The organism is Novosphingobium resinovorum, from assembly GCF_027922145.1.
In the GTDB taxonomy this organism is placed as follows: domain Bacteria; phylum Pseudomonadota; class Alphaproteobacteria; order Sphingomonadales; family Sphingomonadaceae; genus Novosphingobium; species Novosphingobium resinovorum.
Genome location: NZ_BSFC01000037.1, coordinates 1 through 17,499, shown reverse-complemented (window position 1 = coordinate 17,499; position 17,499 = coordinate 1). Strand labels below are relative to the sequence as shown.

11 protein-coding genes are annotated in these 17,499 nt (G+C 66.0%); 9 read left to right on the top strand and 2 right to left on the bottom strand.

From position 1 onward, the window contains the following. Both PKE80_RS20960 and PKE80_RS20955 read left to right on the top strand, forming a co-directional pair. Positions 1 to 488, top strand: a 488-nt coding sequence (locus PKE80_RS20960) for an aldose epimerase family protein (protein ID WP_444980978.1), incomplete at its 5' end; no start/stop codon positions are given. Between the two features lie 136 nt (positions 489 to 624). Next, positions 625 to 1,725: a LacI family DNA-binding transcriptional regulator gene (locus PKE80_RS20955; RefSeq protein ID WP_370425278.1), complete on the top strand. Its 1,101-nt coding sequence runs from the start codon at positions 625 to 627 to the stop codon at positions 1,723 to 1,725. A gap of 186 nt (positions 1,726 to 1,911) precedes the next feature. On the opposite strand, the gene PKE80_RS20950 is transcribed toward PKE80_RS20955, so the two are convergent. Further along, positions 1,912 to 4,014 (bottom strand): alpha-glucuronidase family glycosyl hydrolase, encoded by a 2,103-nt coding sequence (locus PKE80_RS20950; protein ID WP_271184200.1) that lies wholly within the window; start codon positions 4,012 to 4,014, stop codon positions 1,912 to 1,914. Between the two features lie 302 nt (positions 4,015 to 4,316). On the opposite strand from PKE80_RS20950, the gene PKE80_RS20945 reads away from it, so the two are divergent. The 6 genes from PKE80_RS20945 (at position 4,317) to PKE80_RS20920 (ending at position 15,166) form a co-directional block, all read left to right on the top strand. Further along, a complete protein-coding gene (locus tag PKE80_RS20945; RefSeq protein ID WP_271184203.1) occupies positions 4,317 to 6,638 on the top strand; it encodes a glycoside hydrolase family 3 N-terminal domain-containing protein in 2,322 nt (773 codons plus the stop codon). A gap of 8 nt (positions 6,639 to 6,646) precedes the next feature. Continuing rightward, positions 6,647 to 7,858: a D-mannonate dehydratase ManD gene (gene manD / locus PKE80_RS20940; protein WP_271184199.1), complete on the top strand. Its 1,212-nt coding sequence runs from the start codon at positions 6,647 to 6,649 to the stop codon at positions 7,856 to 7,858. 5 nt (positions 7,859 to 7,863) lie between these two features. Continuing rightward, positions 7,864 to 9,147: an MFS transporter gene (locus PKE80_RS20935; protein WP_271184202.1), complete on the top strand. Its 1,284-nt coding sequence runs from the start codon at positions 7,864 to 7,866 to the stop codon at positions 9,145 to 9,147. A 21-nt stretch (positions 9,148 to 9,168) separates the two neighbouring features. Continuing rightward, a complete protein-coding gene (locus PKE80_RS20930; RefSeq protein WP_271184198.1) occupies positions 9,169 to 10,845 on the top strand; it encodes a GH35 family beta-galactosidase in 1,677 nt (558 codons plus the stop codon). Between the two features lie 132 nt (positions 10,846 to 10,977). After that, positions 10,978 to 13,866 carry a TonB-dependent receptor gene (locus PKE80_RS20925; protein ID WP_271184197.1) on the top strand — a complete coding sequence of 963 codons (2,889 nt, stop codon included), beginning with the start codon at positions 10,978 to 10,980 and terminating at the stop codon, positions 13,864 to 13,866. A gap of 79 nt (positions 13,867 to 13,945) precedes the next feature. Then, positions 13,946 to 15,166: an SGNH/GDSL hydrolase family protein gene (locus tag PKE80_RS20920; protein WP_271184201.1), complete on the top strand. Its 1,221-nt coding sequence runs from the start codon at positions 13,946 to 13,948 to the stop codon at positions 15,164 to 15,166. 35 nt (positions 15,167 to 15,201) lie between these two features. Here the strand turns inward: PKE80_RS20920 and PKE80_RS20915 are convergent, their stop codons facing one another. Next, positions 15,202 to 16,302, bottom strand: a complete 1,101-nt coding sequence (locus PKE80_RS20915) for a glycoside hydrolase family 43 protein (RefSeq protein ID WP_271184196.1) — start codon at positions 16,300 to 16,302, stop codon at positions 15,202 to 15,204. A gap of 222 nt (positions 16,303 to 16,524) precedes the next feature. On the opposite strand from PKE80_RS20915, the gene PKE80_RS20910 reads away from it, so the two are divergent. Further along, positions 16,525 to 16,917 carry a tyrosine-type recombinase/integrase gene (locus tag PKE80_RS20910; protein WP_271184195.1) on the top strand — a complete coding sequence of 131 codons (393 nt, stop codon included), beginning with the start codon at positions 16,525 to 16,527 and terminating at the stop codon, positions 16,915 to 16,917. The last annotated feature ends 582 nt before the right edge of the window (positions 16,918 to 17,499 follow it).

Sequence of the window (17,499 nt, the reverse complement as noted above, 5' to 3'; positions counted from 1 at the left end):
CCGCCACGCAGAGTTTCGTGCTGGAAGACGGCGCGCTGCACGTGACGCTGGAGGCCACCAACCGGTCCGACCGCGCGATGCCCTGTGCGCTGGGCCAACACCCCTACTTCGTGCGGGAGCCGGGCGGCCGGCTGCAGTTCGCCGCAGAGGGCGTATGGATCAACAATGCCGGCATGATGCCCGAACACCCTGCCCCGGCCGACCACTTCGGCCACTTCGCGCAGGGCGCCGTGCCGCGGGCAGACACCCTGACCGACAACTGCTGGTTCGGCTGGAACGGCACCGCCGCATGGCAAGGCGTCGAACTCCGGTCAGACGACGCGCGGTTCGTCCATGTCTTCGCCCCGCCCGGCGAGGATTTCGTCTGCATCGAACCTACCAGCCAGATGCCCGATACCTTCAACCGTCGCGACAATGCAGGCCCCGCCGTCCTCGAACCGGGCCAGAGCACAGGTCTGGGCATGGTCATCCGCGCTGCTTCGAATTGACCAGCTCGAATTGACCAGCTCATCGTCGCCCGGCACGTAATCGCTGGCGGCGTGGCAGGAAAATTGTAATAGGCTGAACATGTAAGCGGCGGGATTCCGTAGCGACCCGGCCCGCCGCACGGGGGATCAGGCCAGCGTGACAGATCAGGATACGACCCAGGATAAACCCGCAGACCGCGCCAGCCCACGGCGGCGCACCGCGCGGCGATCCCGGGCCACCATCACTATCGCCGACGTGGCCGAGCGAGCCGAAGTCTCGTTGATGACGGTCTCTCGCGTGATGAACGACAAGGGCAACGTCAAGGAAGACACCCGCGCCCGCGTGCTCAAGGCGATCGAGGAACTCAACTACTCGCCCAGCGCCGCCGCCCGCAACCTTGCCGCCGCTGCGGAGATCCGCATCGGCCTGCTCTACGCCAACCCCAGCGCCGGCTATCTCAACGAGTTTCTGGTCGGCAGTCTCGATCAGGCGAACGGGTCGAACGCGCAGCTCCTCGTCCAGCTCTGCGACAACGAGGACGAAGTGCTCACCATCGTGCGCCGACTGGTCGGCAACGGCATCGACGGCGTCGTTTTGCCGCCGCCGCTGTGCGACAACACGGCGATCCTCGACCTGCTGCTGGAAAGAGGCACGCCGACGGTGATCGTGGCATCGGGCAAGCCGTCCAAGGACTTGTCGTCCGTCAACATCGACGACCTCGGCGCGGCCGAGGCGATGACGCGCCACCTCGTAGCGCTGGGCCACCGGCGGATCGGCTTCATCAAGGGCAACCCCAACCAGAGCGCTGGCGCGCGGCGCCTCCAGGGATTTCAGGCGGCGCTGAGCGACAACGGCATCGCGATCGACGAGGAACTGGTCCTGCCCGGCCTGTTCACTTATCGCTCGGGCCTTGAGGCAGCGCACCGCCTGCTGGAACGCGATGAGCCGCCGACGGCGATCTTCGCCAGCAACGACGACATGGCGGCCGCGACCGTCACCGTCGCGCACCGGCTGGGTTTCGACGTGCCCGGCGACCTGACCGTGGTGGGCTTCGACGATGCCCCGCAGGCGACCTTCACCTGGCCCGAACTGACCACGATCCGCCAGCCGATCGCCGAGATGTCGCGCACGGCGGTGCAGCTTCTGGTCGAGGAAATCCGGGGGCGCCGCGAGGGGCGCGCCGTCACGCCCTCGCACGTCCAGATGCCCTTCGAGTTCATCCAGCGCGAATCGGATGCGTCCCCGCGTCAGGGGTGAACGAAGTTCCGCGCTGCCCCCTATATCGCAGGGGGGGCATCACCCTTCCTCGTCATTGCGAGCGCAGCGAAGCAATCCAGGGCAGACCAAACCGCTCTGGATTGCTTCGCTGCGCCCGCAATGACGATCCGAGGCGGGTGACCGCAGGCCCCGCCGCGATCTCGCGAGGGCGGGACCGGCGTTACCTCAATGCCCCGGCGCCAGCGGGAAGCGCTGCGCCTTGTACCACGCCAGATCGTGCTCCGGCGCGGGGCTGCCCTCCGGCAGCGACAAGCCGTTGACCGACATCCAGTAGGCCAGGCTCGCATCGCGCCACCAGCGCGCTTCGTTGTGCTGGATGGCAAGATAGGTCGCGGTCTTGGACCAGCGTTCGGCGTCCACCTTGTCCTTCACGCCGTCCCACTGCTGCTGCATCTGCGCCACCGTGGCGACGCCGCGATCGTAACGGGCGACCATCTCCTGCCACAGCGTGCGGCCGGACTTCATCTTCCAGTCCCACGGCAGATGATGGAACCACAGCAGTTCGGTTTCCGGCGTCGTGCGCGGATCGGCAAGCATGCGCGCGACGGGCGGCGCATACTGGGCAACGGCATTGCTGCCGGTGCTGGTGCGGTCGAAGCCGATGCCGCCGCGGTCGGCCTTGTGGTAATAGGTCGGGTTCCACTCGGGCCGGGCGAGTTCGTTCACCCATGGCCCCGGCCCGTAGTGGTGGCCGGTGTCCATCAGGTGCGCGAGCCCGAACGGGCCGGTGTATTCCACCACCGCCTCGCGCGATTCCATCATCATCGAGACGGCGGTATCGACCACGCGCGGATCGTTGCCAAACGTCTGGCGCGCCCATTCGCGGGCAAGCGCCTCGGCCGACAGCGTCGGATCCCAGGCGAGGCGGCCGAAGACGTACCAGTTGGCTTGGTTGAACGTCGAGCCCGACCAGTCACGGTCGCGCCCGATGTTGGCGACGCCCGCCATGCCGGTGAGGTCATGCCCCTCCAGCGCGCCGTCGACGACTTTCGCCACCGTCGATCCCTTGCCCTTCGCGCGGGTATCCGCCTCCAGCGCTTCCTCGAACAGCGGGCCGAGGTAGGCCAGGTGCGTCGCGAAGCCGAGGTATTCCTTGGTGATCTGCAGTTCCAGCATCATCGGCGTCTTCGGCATCGCGCCGAACAGCGGATGGAACGGCTCGCGCGGCTGGAAGTCGATCGCGCCGTTCTTGACCTGCACCAGCACGTTGTCGGCGAACTTGCCGTCGAGCGGCTTGAACTCGCTATAGGCCTGCTTGGCGCGGTCGTCTGGATCGGTCTCTGCGTAGACGAATGCGCGCCACATCACCACGCCGCCATGCGGCGCGACGGCGGCGGCGAGCATGTTGGCGCCCTCGGCATGTGTCCGGTGATAGTCGCGCGGACCGGGCTGGCCCTCGCTGTTCGCCTTGACGAGGAAGCCGCCGAAGTCGGGGATCGCGCGGTAGATCTCGTCCGACTTGGCCTTCCACCAGGCCTGCACTTGCGGATCGAGCGGATCGGCGGTCTTCAGCCCGCCCAGCTCGATCGGCGCGGAGAAGCGCGCGGAAAGGTAGACCTTGATGCCCCAGGGCCGCAGCACGTCGGCCAGCGCGGCGGCCTTGGCGATATAGGCCGCGCTCAGGCTGTCGGGGCTGGCGTTGACGTTGTTCAGCACCGTCCCGTTGATGCCGAGCGCGGCGTTGGCGCGGGCATAGTCGGTGTAGCGCGGATCCTTGAAGTCCGGCAGCGTCCACCAGTCCCACAGCGATTGCCCCGCATAGCCGCGCTCCACGCTGCCATCGAGATTGTCCCAGTGGTTGAGCACGCGCAGCTTGACCTTCGGCGTGGAGGTGAGGTCAAGCTTCGCCAGATTGCCGCCGGTCTTCTGCGCACGGATCGCCGCGAAAGCGCCGTAGAGCACCCCGGCATCGGAATTGCCGGTGACCAGCAGCGAGGGGCGCCCGGCAACCGTGGCAGCGCGCACGAGGTAGCCCTCGGTGCCGAGCCCCGCGGTGGGCAGGCGCAGCGCCGCCAGTTCCGGAGCGTCCGCGCGGGCCAGCACCACCGGAAGCGGCGCAGCGCCAAGATCACGGCGAAGCTCGGCAGCGGCCAGTTGCAGCGTCGGCGAATCGCCCACCACGCGCACGTCCGCCTGGGCCGATCCGGCCGGTGCAGGCGCCAGCCACAAGTCGTATCCGTCGTTCGCCAGCGCCGCGCCCGGCAGCACGCCGACGGCCAGCGCCGTCCCCGCAAGCCACGCCGAAGTCCACGCGCAAATCCGCGACATTCGCCTCTGCATCCCGTCCATCCCTTAAAAATTTGCCTGCCCAATGCGGTTGACAAGCTTCGTCGTTACCTTGAAAGATAGCGCTATCACAAAAGAACCGGCCGAGGCAACGCCGTTTGCCGAATCGGGGCGAGTGCAGCCGGAACGGGCATTTGGGAGTATCGGGAAGTGGGATGCCATCACGCATTGTATCGACACGCAGCCTCGGCACAGCGCGCGGTGACGGCATGAGCCTGCGCCCTGCTGAATCGCGTTTCGCCGTATCGCGCCGCGTCCTCCTCGGCTGGGGTGGCGGTGCTTCGATGCTCGCCTTCCTGCCCGTCGCCGCGCGTGCCGCCGCGCCGGTCTACAAGGACGCCCGCGCACCGGTGGACCTTCGCGTCGCCGACCTGATGAGCCGCATGACGCTGGACGAGAAAGTCGCCCAGATCATCACCCTGTCCACCCGCAAGCGCGACGTGATGGACGAGGACCGCGCCTTCGACCCGGCCCGCGCCACCCGCGCCTATCCCCACGGCATCGGCCAGATCGCCCGCCCCTCCGACCGGGGCGGCGCGGCGACCGCCAACAACACCGGCACCGACGTCACCGGCCGCTGGCGCAAGCCCGCCGAGACGATCGCCTTCGTCAACGCCACCCAGAAATGGGCGCGCGCGACCGGCCTCGGCATCCCGGTGCTGTTCCATGAGGAATCGCTCCACGGCTACATGGCGCCCGAGGCGACCAGCTTCCCGCAGGCGATCGCCATGGCGGGCAGCTTCGATCCCGAACTGGTCGAGCGCGTGCAGTCGGTGATCGGCCGCGAGGTTCGCGCCCACGGCTCGACGCTGGCGCTTTCCCCGGTGGTCGACATCGCCCGCGACCCGCGCTGGGGCCGCATCGAGGAGACCTTCGGCGAAGACCCGTACCTGTGCGGCGAAATGGGCGTCGCCGCCGTGCGCGGGCTGCAGGGCCCCGGCAAGGAACTGCCCGAGGGCAAGGTCTTCGCCACGCTCAAGCACATGACCGGCCACGGCCAGCCCGAAGCGGGCAACAACGTCGCCCCGGCCCCGCTCGGCAGGCGCGAACTGTACGACAGCTTCTTCCCGCCGTTCCGTGAGGTCGTGCGCCGCACCGGCATCGCCGCCGTCATGCCCTCGTACAACGAGATCGACGGCATCCCCAGCCACGCCAACCGCTGGCTGCTGAACGACGTGCTGCGCGGCGAATGGGGCTTCGACGGCGCGATCGTCAGCGACTACGCCGCGATCCCCGAACTGGCGACGTTCCACCACCTCGCCGCCGACCTTGAGGGCGCCGCGCGCCTTGCCCTTCACGCAGGCGTCGATACCGACCTGCCTGATGGCGAAGCCTATCGCACGCTCGCCGATCAGGTGCGCAAGGGTCTGGTGCCGGTCTCGGTCGTCGATGCCGCGTGCCGCCGCATGCTGACGCTCAAGTTCCGCGCCGGGATGTTCGAGGCGGGACCGATCGACCCCAAGGCTTCGGCCAAACTCACCGCCAACGCCGAGGCGCGCGCGCTGGCTCTTGAGGCAGCACGCAAGTCGATCTGCCTGCTCAAGAACGGCGGCGTGCTCCCGCTCACCCCCGGCGCGCACAAGCGCGTCGCGGTGATCGGCCCCAACGCCAACGTCACGCGCCTCGGCGGCTATTCGTCGGAGCCGCGCTCCAGCGTCAATCTGGTCGAGGGCATCACGGCGCGCCTGAAGGGCAAGGCCGAAGTCGTCTTCGCGCAGGGCGTGTTCATCACCCAGAGCGAGGACCGCTCCGCCAACGAAGTGCTGCTGGCCGATCCCGCGAAGAACCGCGCGCTGATCGCCGAGGCGGTCGAGACCGCCAAGGCCAGCGACGTGGTCATCCTCGCCATCGGCGATACCGAGCAGACCAGCCGCGAAGGCTATGCGAAGAACCACCTCGGCGACCGCACCGACCTCGACCTCCTGGGCGAACAGAACGCGCTGTTCGCAGCGCTCAAGGCCACCGGCAAGCCGGTGATCGTCGTCGCGCTCCACGGCCGCCCGCCCTCGTGGCCGACCGTGGCAGAGCAGGCCGACGCGATCCTCGAATGCTGGTATCTGGGCCAGGAAGGCGGCACCGCCATGGCCGAAGCACTGTTCGGCGACGTCAACCCCGGCGCCAAGCTGCCGGTCACCGTGGTCAAGGACGTGGGCCAGGTTCCGTTCTTCTACAACCACAAGCCATCGGCCAAGCGCGGCTATCTGTTCGCCGACACCGCGCCGCTATACCCCTTCGGCTTCGGCCTCAGCTACACCAGCTTCACCCTCGGCGCCCCTGCCCTCTCGGCCCCGCGCATCGCGGCGGCGGGCACCGTCACCGTCGCGGTCGAAGTGACCAACACCGGCGCGCGCGAAGGCGACGAGGTGGTGCAGCTCTACGTCCACGACCGCGAGGCGAGCGTGACCCGCCCGGTCATGGAACTGCGCGGTTTCCGCCGCGTCACCCTCAAGCCCGGTGAGACCCGCAAGGTGGAATTCACCCTCGGCCGCGACGACTTCAGCCTCTGGAACGAGGACATGCGCGAAGTCGTCGAGCCCGGACTTTTCGACATCATGGTCGGCAACAGCAGCGCCGCCCTGAAGACCGCAACCCTCGAAATCGCCTGAGGACCATCATGCCCAAGATCGTAGACGCCAAGGTCATCGTGACCTGCCCCGGCCGCAACTTCGTCACCCTCAAGATCACTTGCGACGACGGCACCACCGGCGTCGGTGACGCCACCCTCAACGGCCGCGAACTGTCGGTCGCCAGCTACCTGACCGACCACGTCATCCCCTGCCTGATCGGCCGCGACGCGCACCGCATCGAGGACGTCTGGCAGTATCTCTACAAGGGCGCCTACTGGCGCCGCGGCCCGGTGACGATGACCGCCATCGCCGCCGTCGACATGGCGCTGTGGGACATCAAGGGCAAGATCGCGGGCCTGCCGGTCTACCAGCTGCTCGGCGGTGCCAGCCGCGAGGGCGTGATGGTCTACGGCCACGCCAACGGCACCTCGATCGAGGACACCATCAACGTCGCGCTCGACTATCAGGCGCAGGGCTACAAGGCGATCCGCCTGCAGTGCGGCGTGCCCGGCATGGCCTCGACGTACGGCGTCTCGAAGGACAAGTATTTCTACGAGCCTGCCGATGCCGACCTGCCGACCGAGAACGTCTGGAACACCTCGAAGTACCTGCGCGTCGTGCCCGAACTGTTCAAGGCCGCGCGCGAGGCGCTGGGATGGGACGTGCACCTGCTGCATGACATCCACCACCGCCTGACCCCGATCGAGGCGGGCCGTCTGGGCAAGGATCTGGAGCCTTACCGCCCGTTCTGGCTGGAAGACGCGACCCCGGCCGAGAACCAGGAAGCGTTCAAGCTGATCCGCCAGCACACCACCGCGCCGCTGGCCGTGGGCGAGATCTTCAACTCGATCTGGGATGCGAAGGATCTGATCCAGAACCAGCTGATCGACTACATCCGCGCCACCGTCGTCCACGCGGGGGGCATCACCCATCTGCGCCGCATCGCCGCGCTGGCGGACCTCTACCAGATCCGCACCGGCTGCCACGGCGCCACCGACCTCTCGCCGGTCTGCATGGCCGCCGCGCTGCACTTCGACCTCTCGGTGCCCAACTTCGGCATTCAGGAATACATGCGCCACACGCCCGAGACGGACGCCGTGTTCCCGCATGCCTACACATTCGAGAACGGCATGATGCATCCGGGCGACGCGCCGGGCCTCGGCGTCGATATCGACGAGGAACTGGCCGCCGGCTACGAATACAAGCGCGCCTTCCTGCCGGTGAACCGTCTCGAAGACGGCACGATGTACAACTGGTGAGCACGATGCAGGCCGTCACCGCCGTCGAAACGGAAGCCCCGGCCAAGCCGGCCGGGCGCGTGCGCTGGATCGTATGCGCACTGCTGTTCGCGGCGGTGGTGCTCAGTTATGTCGACCGTCTGGTCCTGCCCACGCTCAAGCCCGAACTGCAGGCGCGCTACGGCTGGAGCGAGAGCGGCTATGCCGACCTCGCGATCTGGTTCCAGGCGGGCTACGGCATCGCCTATGTGTTCTTCGGGCGCCTGATCGACCGGATCGGCGCGCGTGCGGGCTATGCGCTGGCGGTGGCGCTGTGGACCTTCGGGCATATCGCCCACGTGCTGTTCACCAGCACCAGCGGCATGCTGCTGGCACGCATCCCGCTCGCGATTGGTGAGGCGGGGACGTTCCCCGCCGCCATCGCCGCGACCAACGAGTGGTTCCCCAAGCGCGAGCGCGCGCTGGCGATCGGCATCTTCAACGCGGGCTCCAATGTCGGCGCGATCCTGACCCCGCTGGTGGTGCCGGTGATCGCGCTGACGCTGGGCTGGCGCTGGGCCTTCATCCTGACCAGCGCGCTGACGGTGATCTGGCTGGCGGCGTGGCTGGGCTTCTACCGCCGCCCGCGCGAGAAGAAGACCCTGACCACCGAAGAACTGGCATGGATCGAGGCCGATCCCGTCGACCCGGTACAGCCGGTGCGCTGGCGCGACGTGCTGCGCCTGCGCCAGACCTGGGCCTACATGCTGGGCCGCTTCCTGATCGACCCGGTCTGGTGGACGTTCCTGTTCTGGCTGCCAGACTTCTTCAACAAGCAGTTCGGCGTCAAGATGCTGGACTTCGGCCCGCCGCTGATCGCGGTGTACCTGCTGGCCGACGTCGGCTCGGTGGCCGGCGGCTGGACCTCCTCGCGCCTGATGGGCCGCGGGTGGAGCCTCAACCGCGCGCGCAAGACGGCGATGCTGCTGGCCGCGCTGTGCGCCGTGCCGATCGCGCTGGCCCCGCAGGCGACCAGCCTGTGGACGGCGGTGGCGCTGATCGGCCTCGCCTGCGCCGGACATCAGGGCTTCTCGGCCAACCTCTACGCCCTGCCCGGCGACACGATGCCGCGCTGGATGACCGGCTCGGTCGTCGGCCTCGGCGGACTGGCGGGCGCGGTGGGCGGCATGCTCATGGCCAAGTTCGCAGGCGTGATCCTAGAGACGATCGGCAGCTACGAGCCGATCTTCCTCGTCGCCTCCTGCGCGTATCTGGTGGCGCTCGCGGCGATCCACCTGATCCTGCCGCGCTACCAGCTCACGCACGCATAAGATAAATTCGGGAGCATCAGGATGACCTTACGCACAGCACTGGCCGCCACGTCGATACTGGCTACCGCCCTCACCCTCGCGGCCCCGGCGCATGCCGACGTACCCCGGCTGGAGACCAAGGGCGACACGAAGCAGCTGATCGTCGGCGGCAAGCCCGTGCTGATGATCGCGGGCGAACTGAGCAATTCGGCCTCGTCCAGCGCGGACTACATGGCGCCGCACTGGAAGCGCCTGAAGGACATGAACCTCGACACCGTGATCACCCCGGTGTCGTGGGAACTGATCGAGCCGGTCGAGGGCCAGTTCGACTGGTCATCGGTGGACTCGCAGATCAAGGCGGCGCGCGCCAACAACCTCAAGCTGGTGGTGCTGTGGTTCGGGGCGTGGAAGAACTCCATGTCCACTTACGTCCCCGCATGGGTCAAGCGCGACCAGCAGCGCTTCCCGCGCGCGGCGATGCCCAACGGCCAGAGCGTCGAAATTCTCTCCACCTTCGGCGGCGACACCCTGCAGGCCGACCAGCGCGCCTATGCCGCGCTGCTGGCGCACATCAAGGCGGTGGATGCCGCGCAGAACACCGTGCTGATGGTGCAGGTCGAGAACGAGATCGGCATGCTCCCGGTCGCACGCGATTACAGCGCGGCGGCCAACGCCGTCTTCCGCGAACCGGTGCCGACCGACCTCGTCAACTATCTCGTCGCGCACAAGGACACCCTCGTCCCCGCCATGAAGCGCGTGTGGGCGGAGCGCGGCGCGCGCACCAGCGGCACCTGGGAAGACCTGTTCGGCGCGGGCGACACCTCCGCCGAGATCTTCGCCGCCTGGCACTACGCCCGCTTCGCTGACCAGCTGACGGCGGCAGGCAAGGCCGCCTACCCGCTGCCGATGTACGTCAATGTCGCGCTCAACCGGCCGGGCCGGATTCCCGGCGAATACCCCAGCGGCGGCCCGCTGCCGCACCTGCTCGACGTCTGGAAGGCAGGCGCCCCTCACCTCGATTTCCTGGCGCCCGACATCTACTTCCCGAACTTCGTGGACATCGTGAACGGCTACAAGCGGCCGGACAACGTGCTGTTCATTCCCGAGGCGCATAACTCCGACAATCCCATCGCCCCGGCAAATGCGTTCTATGCCATCGGCCAGCTCGACGCGATCGGCTTCGGCCCGTTCTCGATCGACTCGGTCGACGAGAACCCCGGCGCGCTCAAGGATGCCTACGGCGTGCTGCAGCAGCTCAAGCCCTATATCCTCGATGCGCAGGGCACCGATCGCATGGTCGGCTTCAAGCCGCGCCAGCTCTACGACGAAACCCTCGCCACCGAACCGGAAACGCGCGACGTCGGGCCCTATCGCTTCACCATTAGCTATGTCGATGCCCCCAAGCCGGGCGCGAATCCCGGGGCGGAGGAGCGGAAAGCCGCCAATGCCGCCATCGCGGCGGCGGGCGGCATCATCATCCAGACCGGTCCCGAGGAATACCTGATCGCGGGTCAAGGCATCACCGTGACCTTCAAGCCGCGCGCCGACGGCGGTGCCCTCGCAGGCATCGATTCGGCCTGGGAAGGCCACTATGACGCCGCCGGAAAATGGGTGGCCGGACGCCTGCTCAACGGCGACCAGACCCATCAGGGCCGCCATATCCGGCTGTTCCCGGGCCAGTGGCAGATCCAGCGGGTGAAGCTCTACACCTACAAGTAAAGATAACGCTATCATTGTTCTTGACGGCATCCGGTCACAGGAATATGGAAAAATGATAGCGCTAGCAAAGCCAGCGCATCCTGCGAGCCCCGAGCAAAGGGCAGCAGACGCATGGGAGGGAGTTCAGATATTATGACACGTAATTTCGTGACCGTTCGCGCCGTTCTGCTGGGAGCCGCCGCGCTCACCCCGTTCGTCGGTTCCGCCGCCCGGGCGCAGGACGCTGCAACTGTAGCAGCGCAGGCTCAGGCCACCGACTCGACCGTGGACGATACCGGCGCTTCGGCCGAAGACATCATCGTCACCGGTATTCGCGGCTCGCTGCAGAGCGCGACCAACGCCAAGCGCGACGCGGTGAGCTTCGGTGACAGCATCTTCGCCGAGGACATCGGCAAGCTGCCCGCCACCAACCTCGCCGAAACGCTGAACCGCATGCCCGGCGTGCGCCTCAACCGCGACATCAACGGCGAAGGCACCCAGGTCGCCATCCGCGGCCTCGGCCCCAGCTTCACGCGCGTGCTGCTGAACGGTTCGCAGCTGCAGGTGGCGTCGGACGGCGGCACCAACGGCGGCAGCGCCAACCGCGAAGTCGACCTCGACTTCTTCCCCTCGGAACTGTTCACCCGCCTCGACCTTGCCAAGAGCCCGTCGCCCTCGACGCTCGAAGGCGGCATTGCCGGCACCGTGAACCTGCGTAACGCGCGGCCCTTCGACAAGGAAGGCACCCACGTCACCGTCGTGGCACAGGGCCAGTACACCGACACCAACGACAAGTTCAGCCCGCGCGGCGCCCTCGTCGCCAGCCACACCACCGATACCTTCGGCATCCTCGTCGGCGTTGCCGGCGTGAAGACCAAGACCCGCGTGAAGGGCTTCGAGTCCGTTGGCTGGACCGACGGCAACCTGTCCTGCGGCACCGACTGCACCGACGCAGGCGGCAACAACTTCTCGTGGGCTTCGGTCGTTCCCGCCAACGCGGGCCACGGCCTGACCGCCGGCGATCCCGTAGACGTGGTGGCCACCTCGGGCCTGACCGCCGACCAGCTCAGCACCGCGCTGATCCCGCGCCTCGGCCGCCAGAGCCTGACCGAAGGCACCCGCTCGCGCGTGTCCGCCCTCGCCTCGCTCGAATGGCGCCCCAGCGACGAGCTGCACTTCGCGCTCGACGGCCTCTGGGCCAAGTCGCAGCGCAACTACAGCAAGGTCAACATGAACTGGCAGGTCCGCAACTCGGGCCCGGGCACCAGCGCGCAGTCGACCGGCGGCATGATCCCGATCGACCTGACCGTGGATGACAACAACGTCGTCACCAGCGGTACGTTCGCCAACTCGTCGTTCTTCCTCGAGGCTAGCCTGTTCAAGCAGACGACCAAGTTCTGGAACATCAACCCCAGCGTAACCTGGCAGCCGACCGAAGATCTCAAGATCGAGGCGAGCGCGAACTATTCGAAGAGCAGCTTCTTCCGTGAACAGCCGACCTGGGCCTTCCAGACTACTCCGCAGTCGGGCGTGGACGTCTATTACGACAACACGAGCGGTTCCTATCCGTCGATCACCAGCAACATCGACCTGAACGATCCCGATAGCGGCACCTGGCAGTGGTATCGCCAGAACATCCAGCTCGTTCGCCGCAAGACGGAAACCAAGGGTGCGCACCTCGACGTCACGTACGGTGATGACATGTTCAACGTGAAGGTCGGCGCGGCTTATGACCGTGCTACGCGCTCGATCCGCGCATACGACAACAGCACCGCCTACCAGCTGTCGGTCTGCGGCACCGGCTGCACCGGCAACACCGGTTCGATTACCACCGGCGAAATCTCGGAGTACCTCAAGAGCTCGTCGGTCGCCGGTTTCATCGTGCCCGATTTTGACGCGATCAAGAGCGCCACGAACTACGCCAGCTACCGCGACAGCGCGCCTGAAACGCGCGGCGCGGTGACTGGCGGCGCGACCGGCGACATGGACGAAGAGGTCATGGGCGCCTACTTCGAGCTGAACGGCGTGACCACGATCGCGGGCCGCGACCTGCATATCAACACCGGCATGCGCTATGCCCACACCAACCAGACCGTGACCGGGCCGAGCCAGGTCGGCACCTCGATCATCGACATCACCTCGAAGTCGAAGTACGAGAACTTCCTGCCCTCGATTAACCTGACCTATGATCTGGCGAACAACATCAAGCTGCGCGCATCCGCGTCGCGCACGATGACCCGTCCGGATGCGGGCCAGATCCTGCCCGGTATCACCTTCTCCGATCCCTCGGCGCTGACGGCGACGGCGGGCAACCCGGACCTGAAGCCCTACACCTCCGACAACTACGATATCGGCGGTGAACTCTACACCGGCGGCATTGGCTACATCGGCCTGTCGGCGTTCATGAAGAATATCCAGGGCTTCACCGTCACCACCTCGAACGAAGTCACCTTCGGTTCGCTCAACATCCCGTTCGACGGCCTGCTCTCGACGCAGCAGAACGCTCTTAACGATCGTTCGGCTGCGACCGGCATCGCCGTCAACAACCTGCCGATCACGGTCAACCGTCCTGTCAACCTGAGCGACCTGAAGATCAAGGGTATGGAAGCCACCTGGGTCCAGCCGCTCGACTTTCTGGTCAAGGGCCTCGGCTTCTCGGCCAACGGCACGTACCTGAAGCAGTCCTCGTCCTCGGGCCTGGTTGCCACCGGCGTGTCCAAGTACTCTTACAATCTGCAGGGTTTCTACGAGAACAACGGCCTGTCGATCAGCGTGAATTACGTCTGGAACGACAAGTCGATCGCCGTGAACAAGCCGCAGAACGGCATCGCCAACGCTTCGCTGCGCAACGACGCACGCGGCCAGCTGGACATGTCGGCGGGCTACCAGCTGCCATTCCTCAACGACGGCGTGCGTCTGACGCTCGATGTGCTGAACATCACCAACGAGTCGATCCGCACCACCTTCGAATACTCGAACGCGGCCTACTCGGTCTACAAGCCGGGCCGTCAGGTACTGGCCGGCATAAGGGCCAACTTCTGATTTCCTCCCTACCCTACCCACTGAGCCGGCCTTTGTGCCGGCTCTTTCTTTTTCGGGAGACTTCGTTTTCATGACACACATGCTGCGCCCAGCCGTTCTGACCGCCGCGCTTGCGCTCGCCGCGCCGCTTCCCGCCACGGCTGCGCCTGCAGCCGCGCAATGTCCATGGACCGCCGCATGGGGTTCCTCGCAGATGCCGCTGAACGGTGACGATCGCCTGCCGGAAGCGGCCCGCCGCGACGTTACCCTGCGCCAGATCGTCCGCCCCTCGACCGCCGGAAGCGAGCTGCGCATCCGACTCTCCAACGCCTTTGGCGAGGCGCCGCTGGTCATCGAGAACGCAACGCTGGCCCGCGCGGCCTCCCCGCAGCATCCCGACCTCACCGCCGGTTCCTCGGTGCCGCTGCGCTTCGACGGCAAGGACCGGGTAGTCATCCCCACCGGTGCCGACTGGCTCTCCGACCCCGTCCGCATGGCCGTCTCTGCATTCGACGATCTCGCCGTGTCGCTGCACTTCGCGGCGCTGCCCGTGCAGCAGACCGGCCACCCGGGATCACGCGCCACCTCATACTGGCTGAACGGCGACCGGACGAACGACAACCCCTTCGCGGGCGCGACCACGACCGATCACTGGTACATGCTCTCCGGCATCGAGATGCGCCGCTGCGGCGCCGGCGCCGTGGTCACACTCGGGGATTCGATCACTGACGGACGCGGCTCCACCACCAACGGCAACGATCGCTGGACCGACGTGCTGGCCCGCCGCCTCTCCGGCAAGCGCGCCGTGGTGAACCAGGGTATCGGCGGCAACCGCGTGCTGCTCGACGGCACCGGCCCGAACGCGGTGGCGCGCTTCGATCGCGACGTGCTCTCGGTCCCCGGCGTCACCCACTTGATCGTACTGGAGGGGATCAACGACATCGGCATGCTCACGCGAGACGCGCCGGCCACGCCCGAGGCCCATGCCGCACTGGTCGCGCAAGTAACCGGCGCTTACGCCCAGATCGTCGCGCGCGCGCATGCACGCGGCATCACGGTCTACGGCGGCACCCTGCTGCCGTTCATGGGCATGGAATACTACCACCCCGCCGCCGCCAGCGAGGCCGACCGGCAGGCGATCAACGCCTGGATCCGGACCCCCGGCCACTTCGACGCGGTGATCGACTTCGACGCGGTAATGCGCGATCCCGCGCGCCCCGATCATCTCAATCCGGCCTACGACGGGGGTGACGCGATCCATCCCAACCCGGCCGGCTACAAGGCCATGGGGGAGGCCGTTTCGTTACATCTGCTGAAATGAGGAAGGGGCGCCGATCGGGCGCCCCTTTTTTCGTTTTACCGCCGGATCATCGGGTCGATCGTCCTGATCGTCCCGTCGGCATTGTAGTGCAGTTCGGTCACCTTCACGTTGCGCAGGCGGGTCTGCCCCGAAAGCTGCGTGTCGGCATAGAACAGCCACCAGCGCCCGTCCCACTGCACGATCGAGTGATGCGTCGTCCACCCCTCGACCGGCTCGAGGATGCGGCCCTTGTAGGTGAACGGGCCATAGGGGGAATCGCCGATCCCGTAGGCGAGCAAATGCGTGTCGCCGGTCGAGTAGCTGAAGTAGTACTTGCCCTTGTACTTGTGCATCCACGAAGCTTCGAAGAAGCGCCGGTCGTGGTCGCCGCCCAGCAGCAGCTTGCCCTTCTCGTCCACGATGCGCAGTTCGCGCGGGGCCTCGGCGAATTCGAGCATGTCGTCGCTCATGCGCGCGACACGGGGCAGGAGCGCCGGCCTGTCGTCCGCCTGCAGATCGGTCTTCGAGCCGTTGGGATCGTACTTGCCGCCGACATTGCGCTGAAGCTGGCCGCCCCAGATGCCGCCGAAGTACATGTAGCTCTTGCCGTCGTCGTCGGTGAACACCGCCGGATCGATCGAGTAGCTGCCCTTGATCGGCTCCGGCTGCGCCTTGAACGGACCGGTCGGGCTTTTCGAGGTGGCAACGCCGATGCGGAAGGCGCCCGCCTTGTCCTTGGCCGGGAAGTACAGGTAGTAAGTACCATCGCGGAAGGCCGCGTCCGGCGCCCACATCTGCTTCTCGGCCCACGGCACGTCCTTGACGTCGAGCGCGACGGGCCCAAGCGTTACCGGGCCGCCGATCTTGTCCATCGATAGGATGCGATAGTCGCGCATCTCGAAGTGGCTGCCGAGGTCGTCCTCGGGCGTCGGCCCGTCGATATCATGGCTGGGGTAGACGTAGATCTTGCCGTTCCACACATGCGCGGACGGGTCCGCCGTGTAGATCTCGCTGACGAGCGGCTGCGAGAGGTACTTCGACTTGTCCGACTCGACATGCTTCGCAGCGTCGTTGGAAGGCGCTTCTTTCGAACAGCCTACGATGGCAATGCACGATGCTAGCGCGAGCAAAGGCAATAAGCTGAATTTCCTTGGCATACAATCTCCCGCAAGATAATTATTACAATAAGATAGCGCTATCATTTAACCTTGGGATTTTGCAAGCGTTTATCGAGCATCGTGGAGAATAGAGGGCGTAGACCATTACCGGCTCGACCGCCTTTCCGATGGTCGTAAAAGAGCGAGTCGCACAAGGCACCGATCCGATCGCGTACAGGAAAGAGGCGAAATTTCAGATCGCAGCCGACAGGATGACCTTCGATGCTGACGCGAGAATGGATAGAGGCGCGCCGGCCTGACTGGTCGCCGCGCTATGTGCGCCTCATCGAGGGGCGCCTCAAGAGCGACATCCTGCCTATCATCGGCGACAAGCCCGTCCGCTCCAGCCTGCCGCGTACGATGCTCGAAGCCTTGCGCCTCATCGAGGCACGCGGCTCGTACGAGATGGCGCACCGCATCAAGAACCACTGCAGCGAGATCTTCCGCTTCGGCATTCCGGACGGGCGCTGCGAAAGCGACCCCTGTCGCGACTTGTCGGCCGCGATGATCAAGCCCGCACCGGTCCGCCACCGCGCCAAGGTCGAAATCAAGGATTTCCCGGAATTCTTCGCGCGGCTCAACTCCTCGTCGCGAGCGGCTAGCCGAACCTCTTGATGGCACAGACCATGTGGCCCTCGACCGTAAGCGCTGTGCTCAGGTCACCGCAGTCCACGGCATAAGTTCGCCGACGGCGTTCGCCGGCAGCCAGGCATGCGGGTTGGTACCCGAGATCTTCCAGTTCTCGAAAGGCCAGAGCGCTCGCCAAAGCGCTTCATTTCAGCCCACGGCTCATCGAAAAATCTCAATTCGTCTCATGAGGCACCAAAACATCCTCGATTTTCTTCGGTAAAAATGAAGGTATTCTCGCCCAAACATCCAAATTATTCCAACAACTACATTTGCTTATATGAATTTTTCTGACCCTGCCGCCCCAGCCAGCATTTCATTCCAGAGGGTCCTGCGACGTCCCATGGCGATCATGGGAATGGCTATTTTCCGACATTCTTCGTGTCGCTTACGGCCCCCGACGTCCCAGGAGGACGTTTTGTAGCCCGCCGCTAATCAGTCAATTTGTTAGGGCGTGAACTCATAAATCAGGTTGAGTTGTCGGCCTTGGCGAGATTCAGGCGGCCTTCGGAAACGGGAGGGCGTATGACGCGGCGGCGGTATGAACTGACGGACAAGGAATGGCTCATC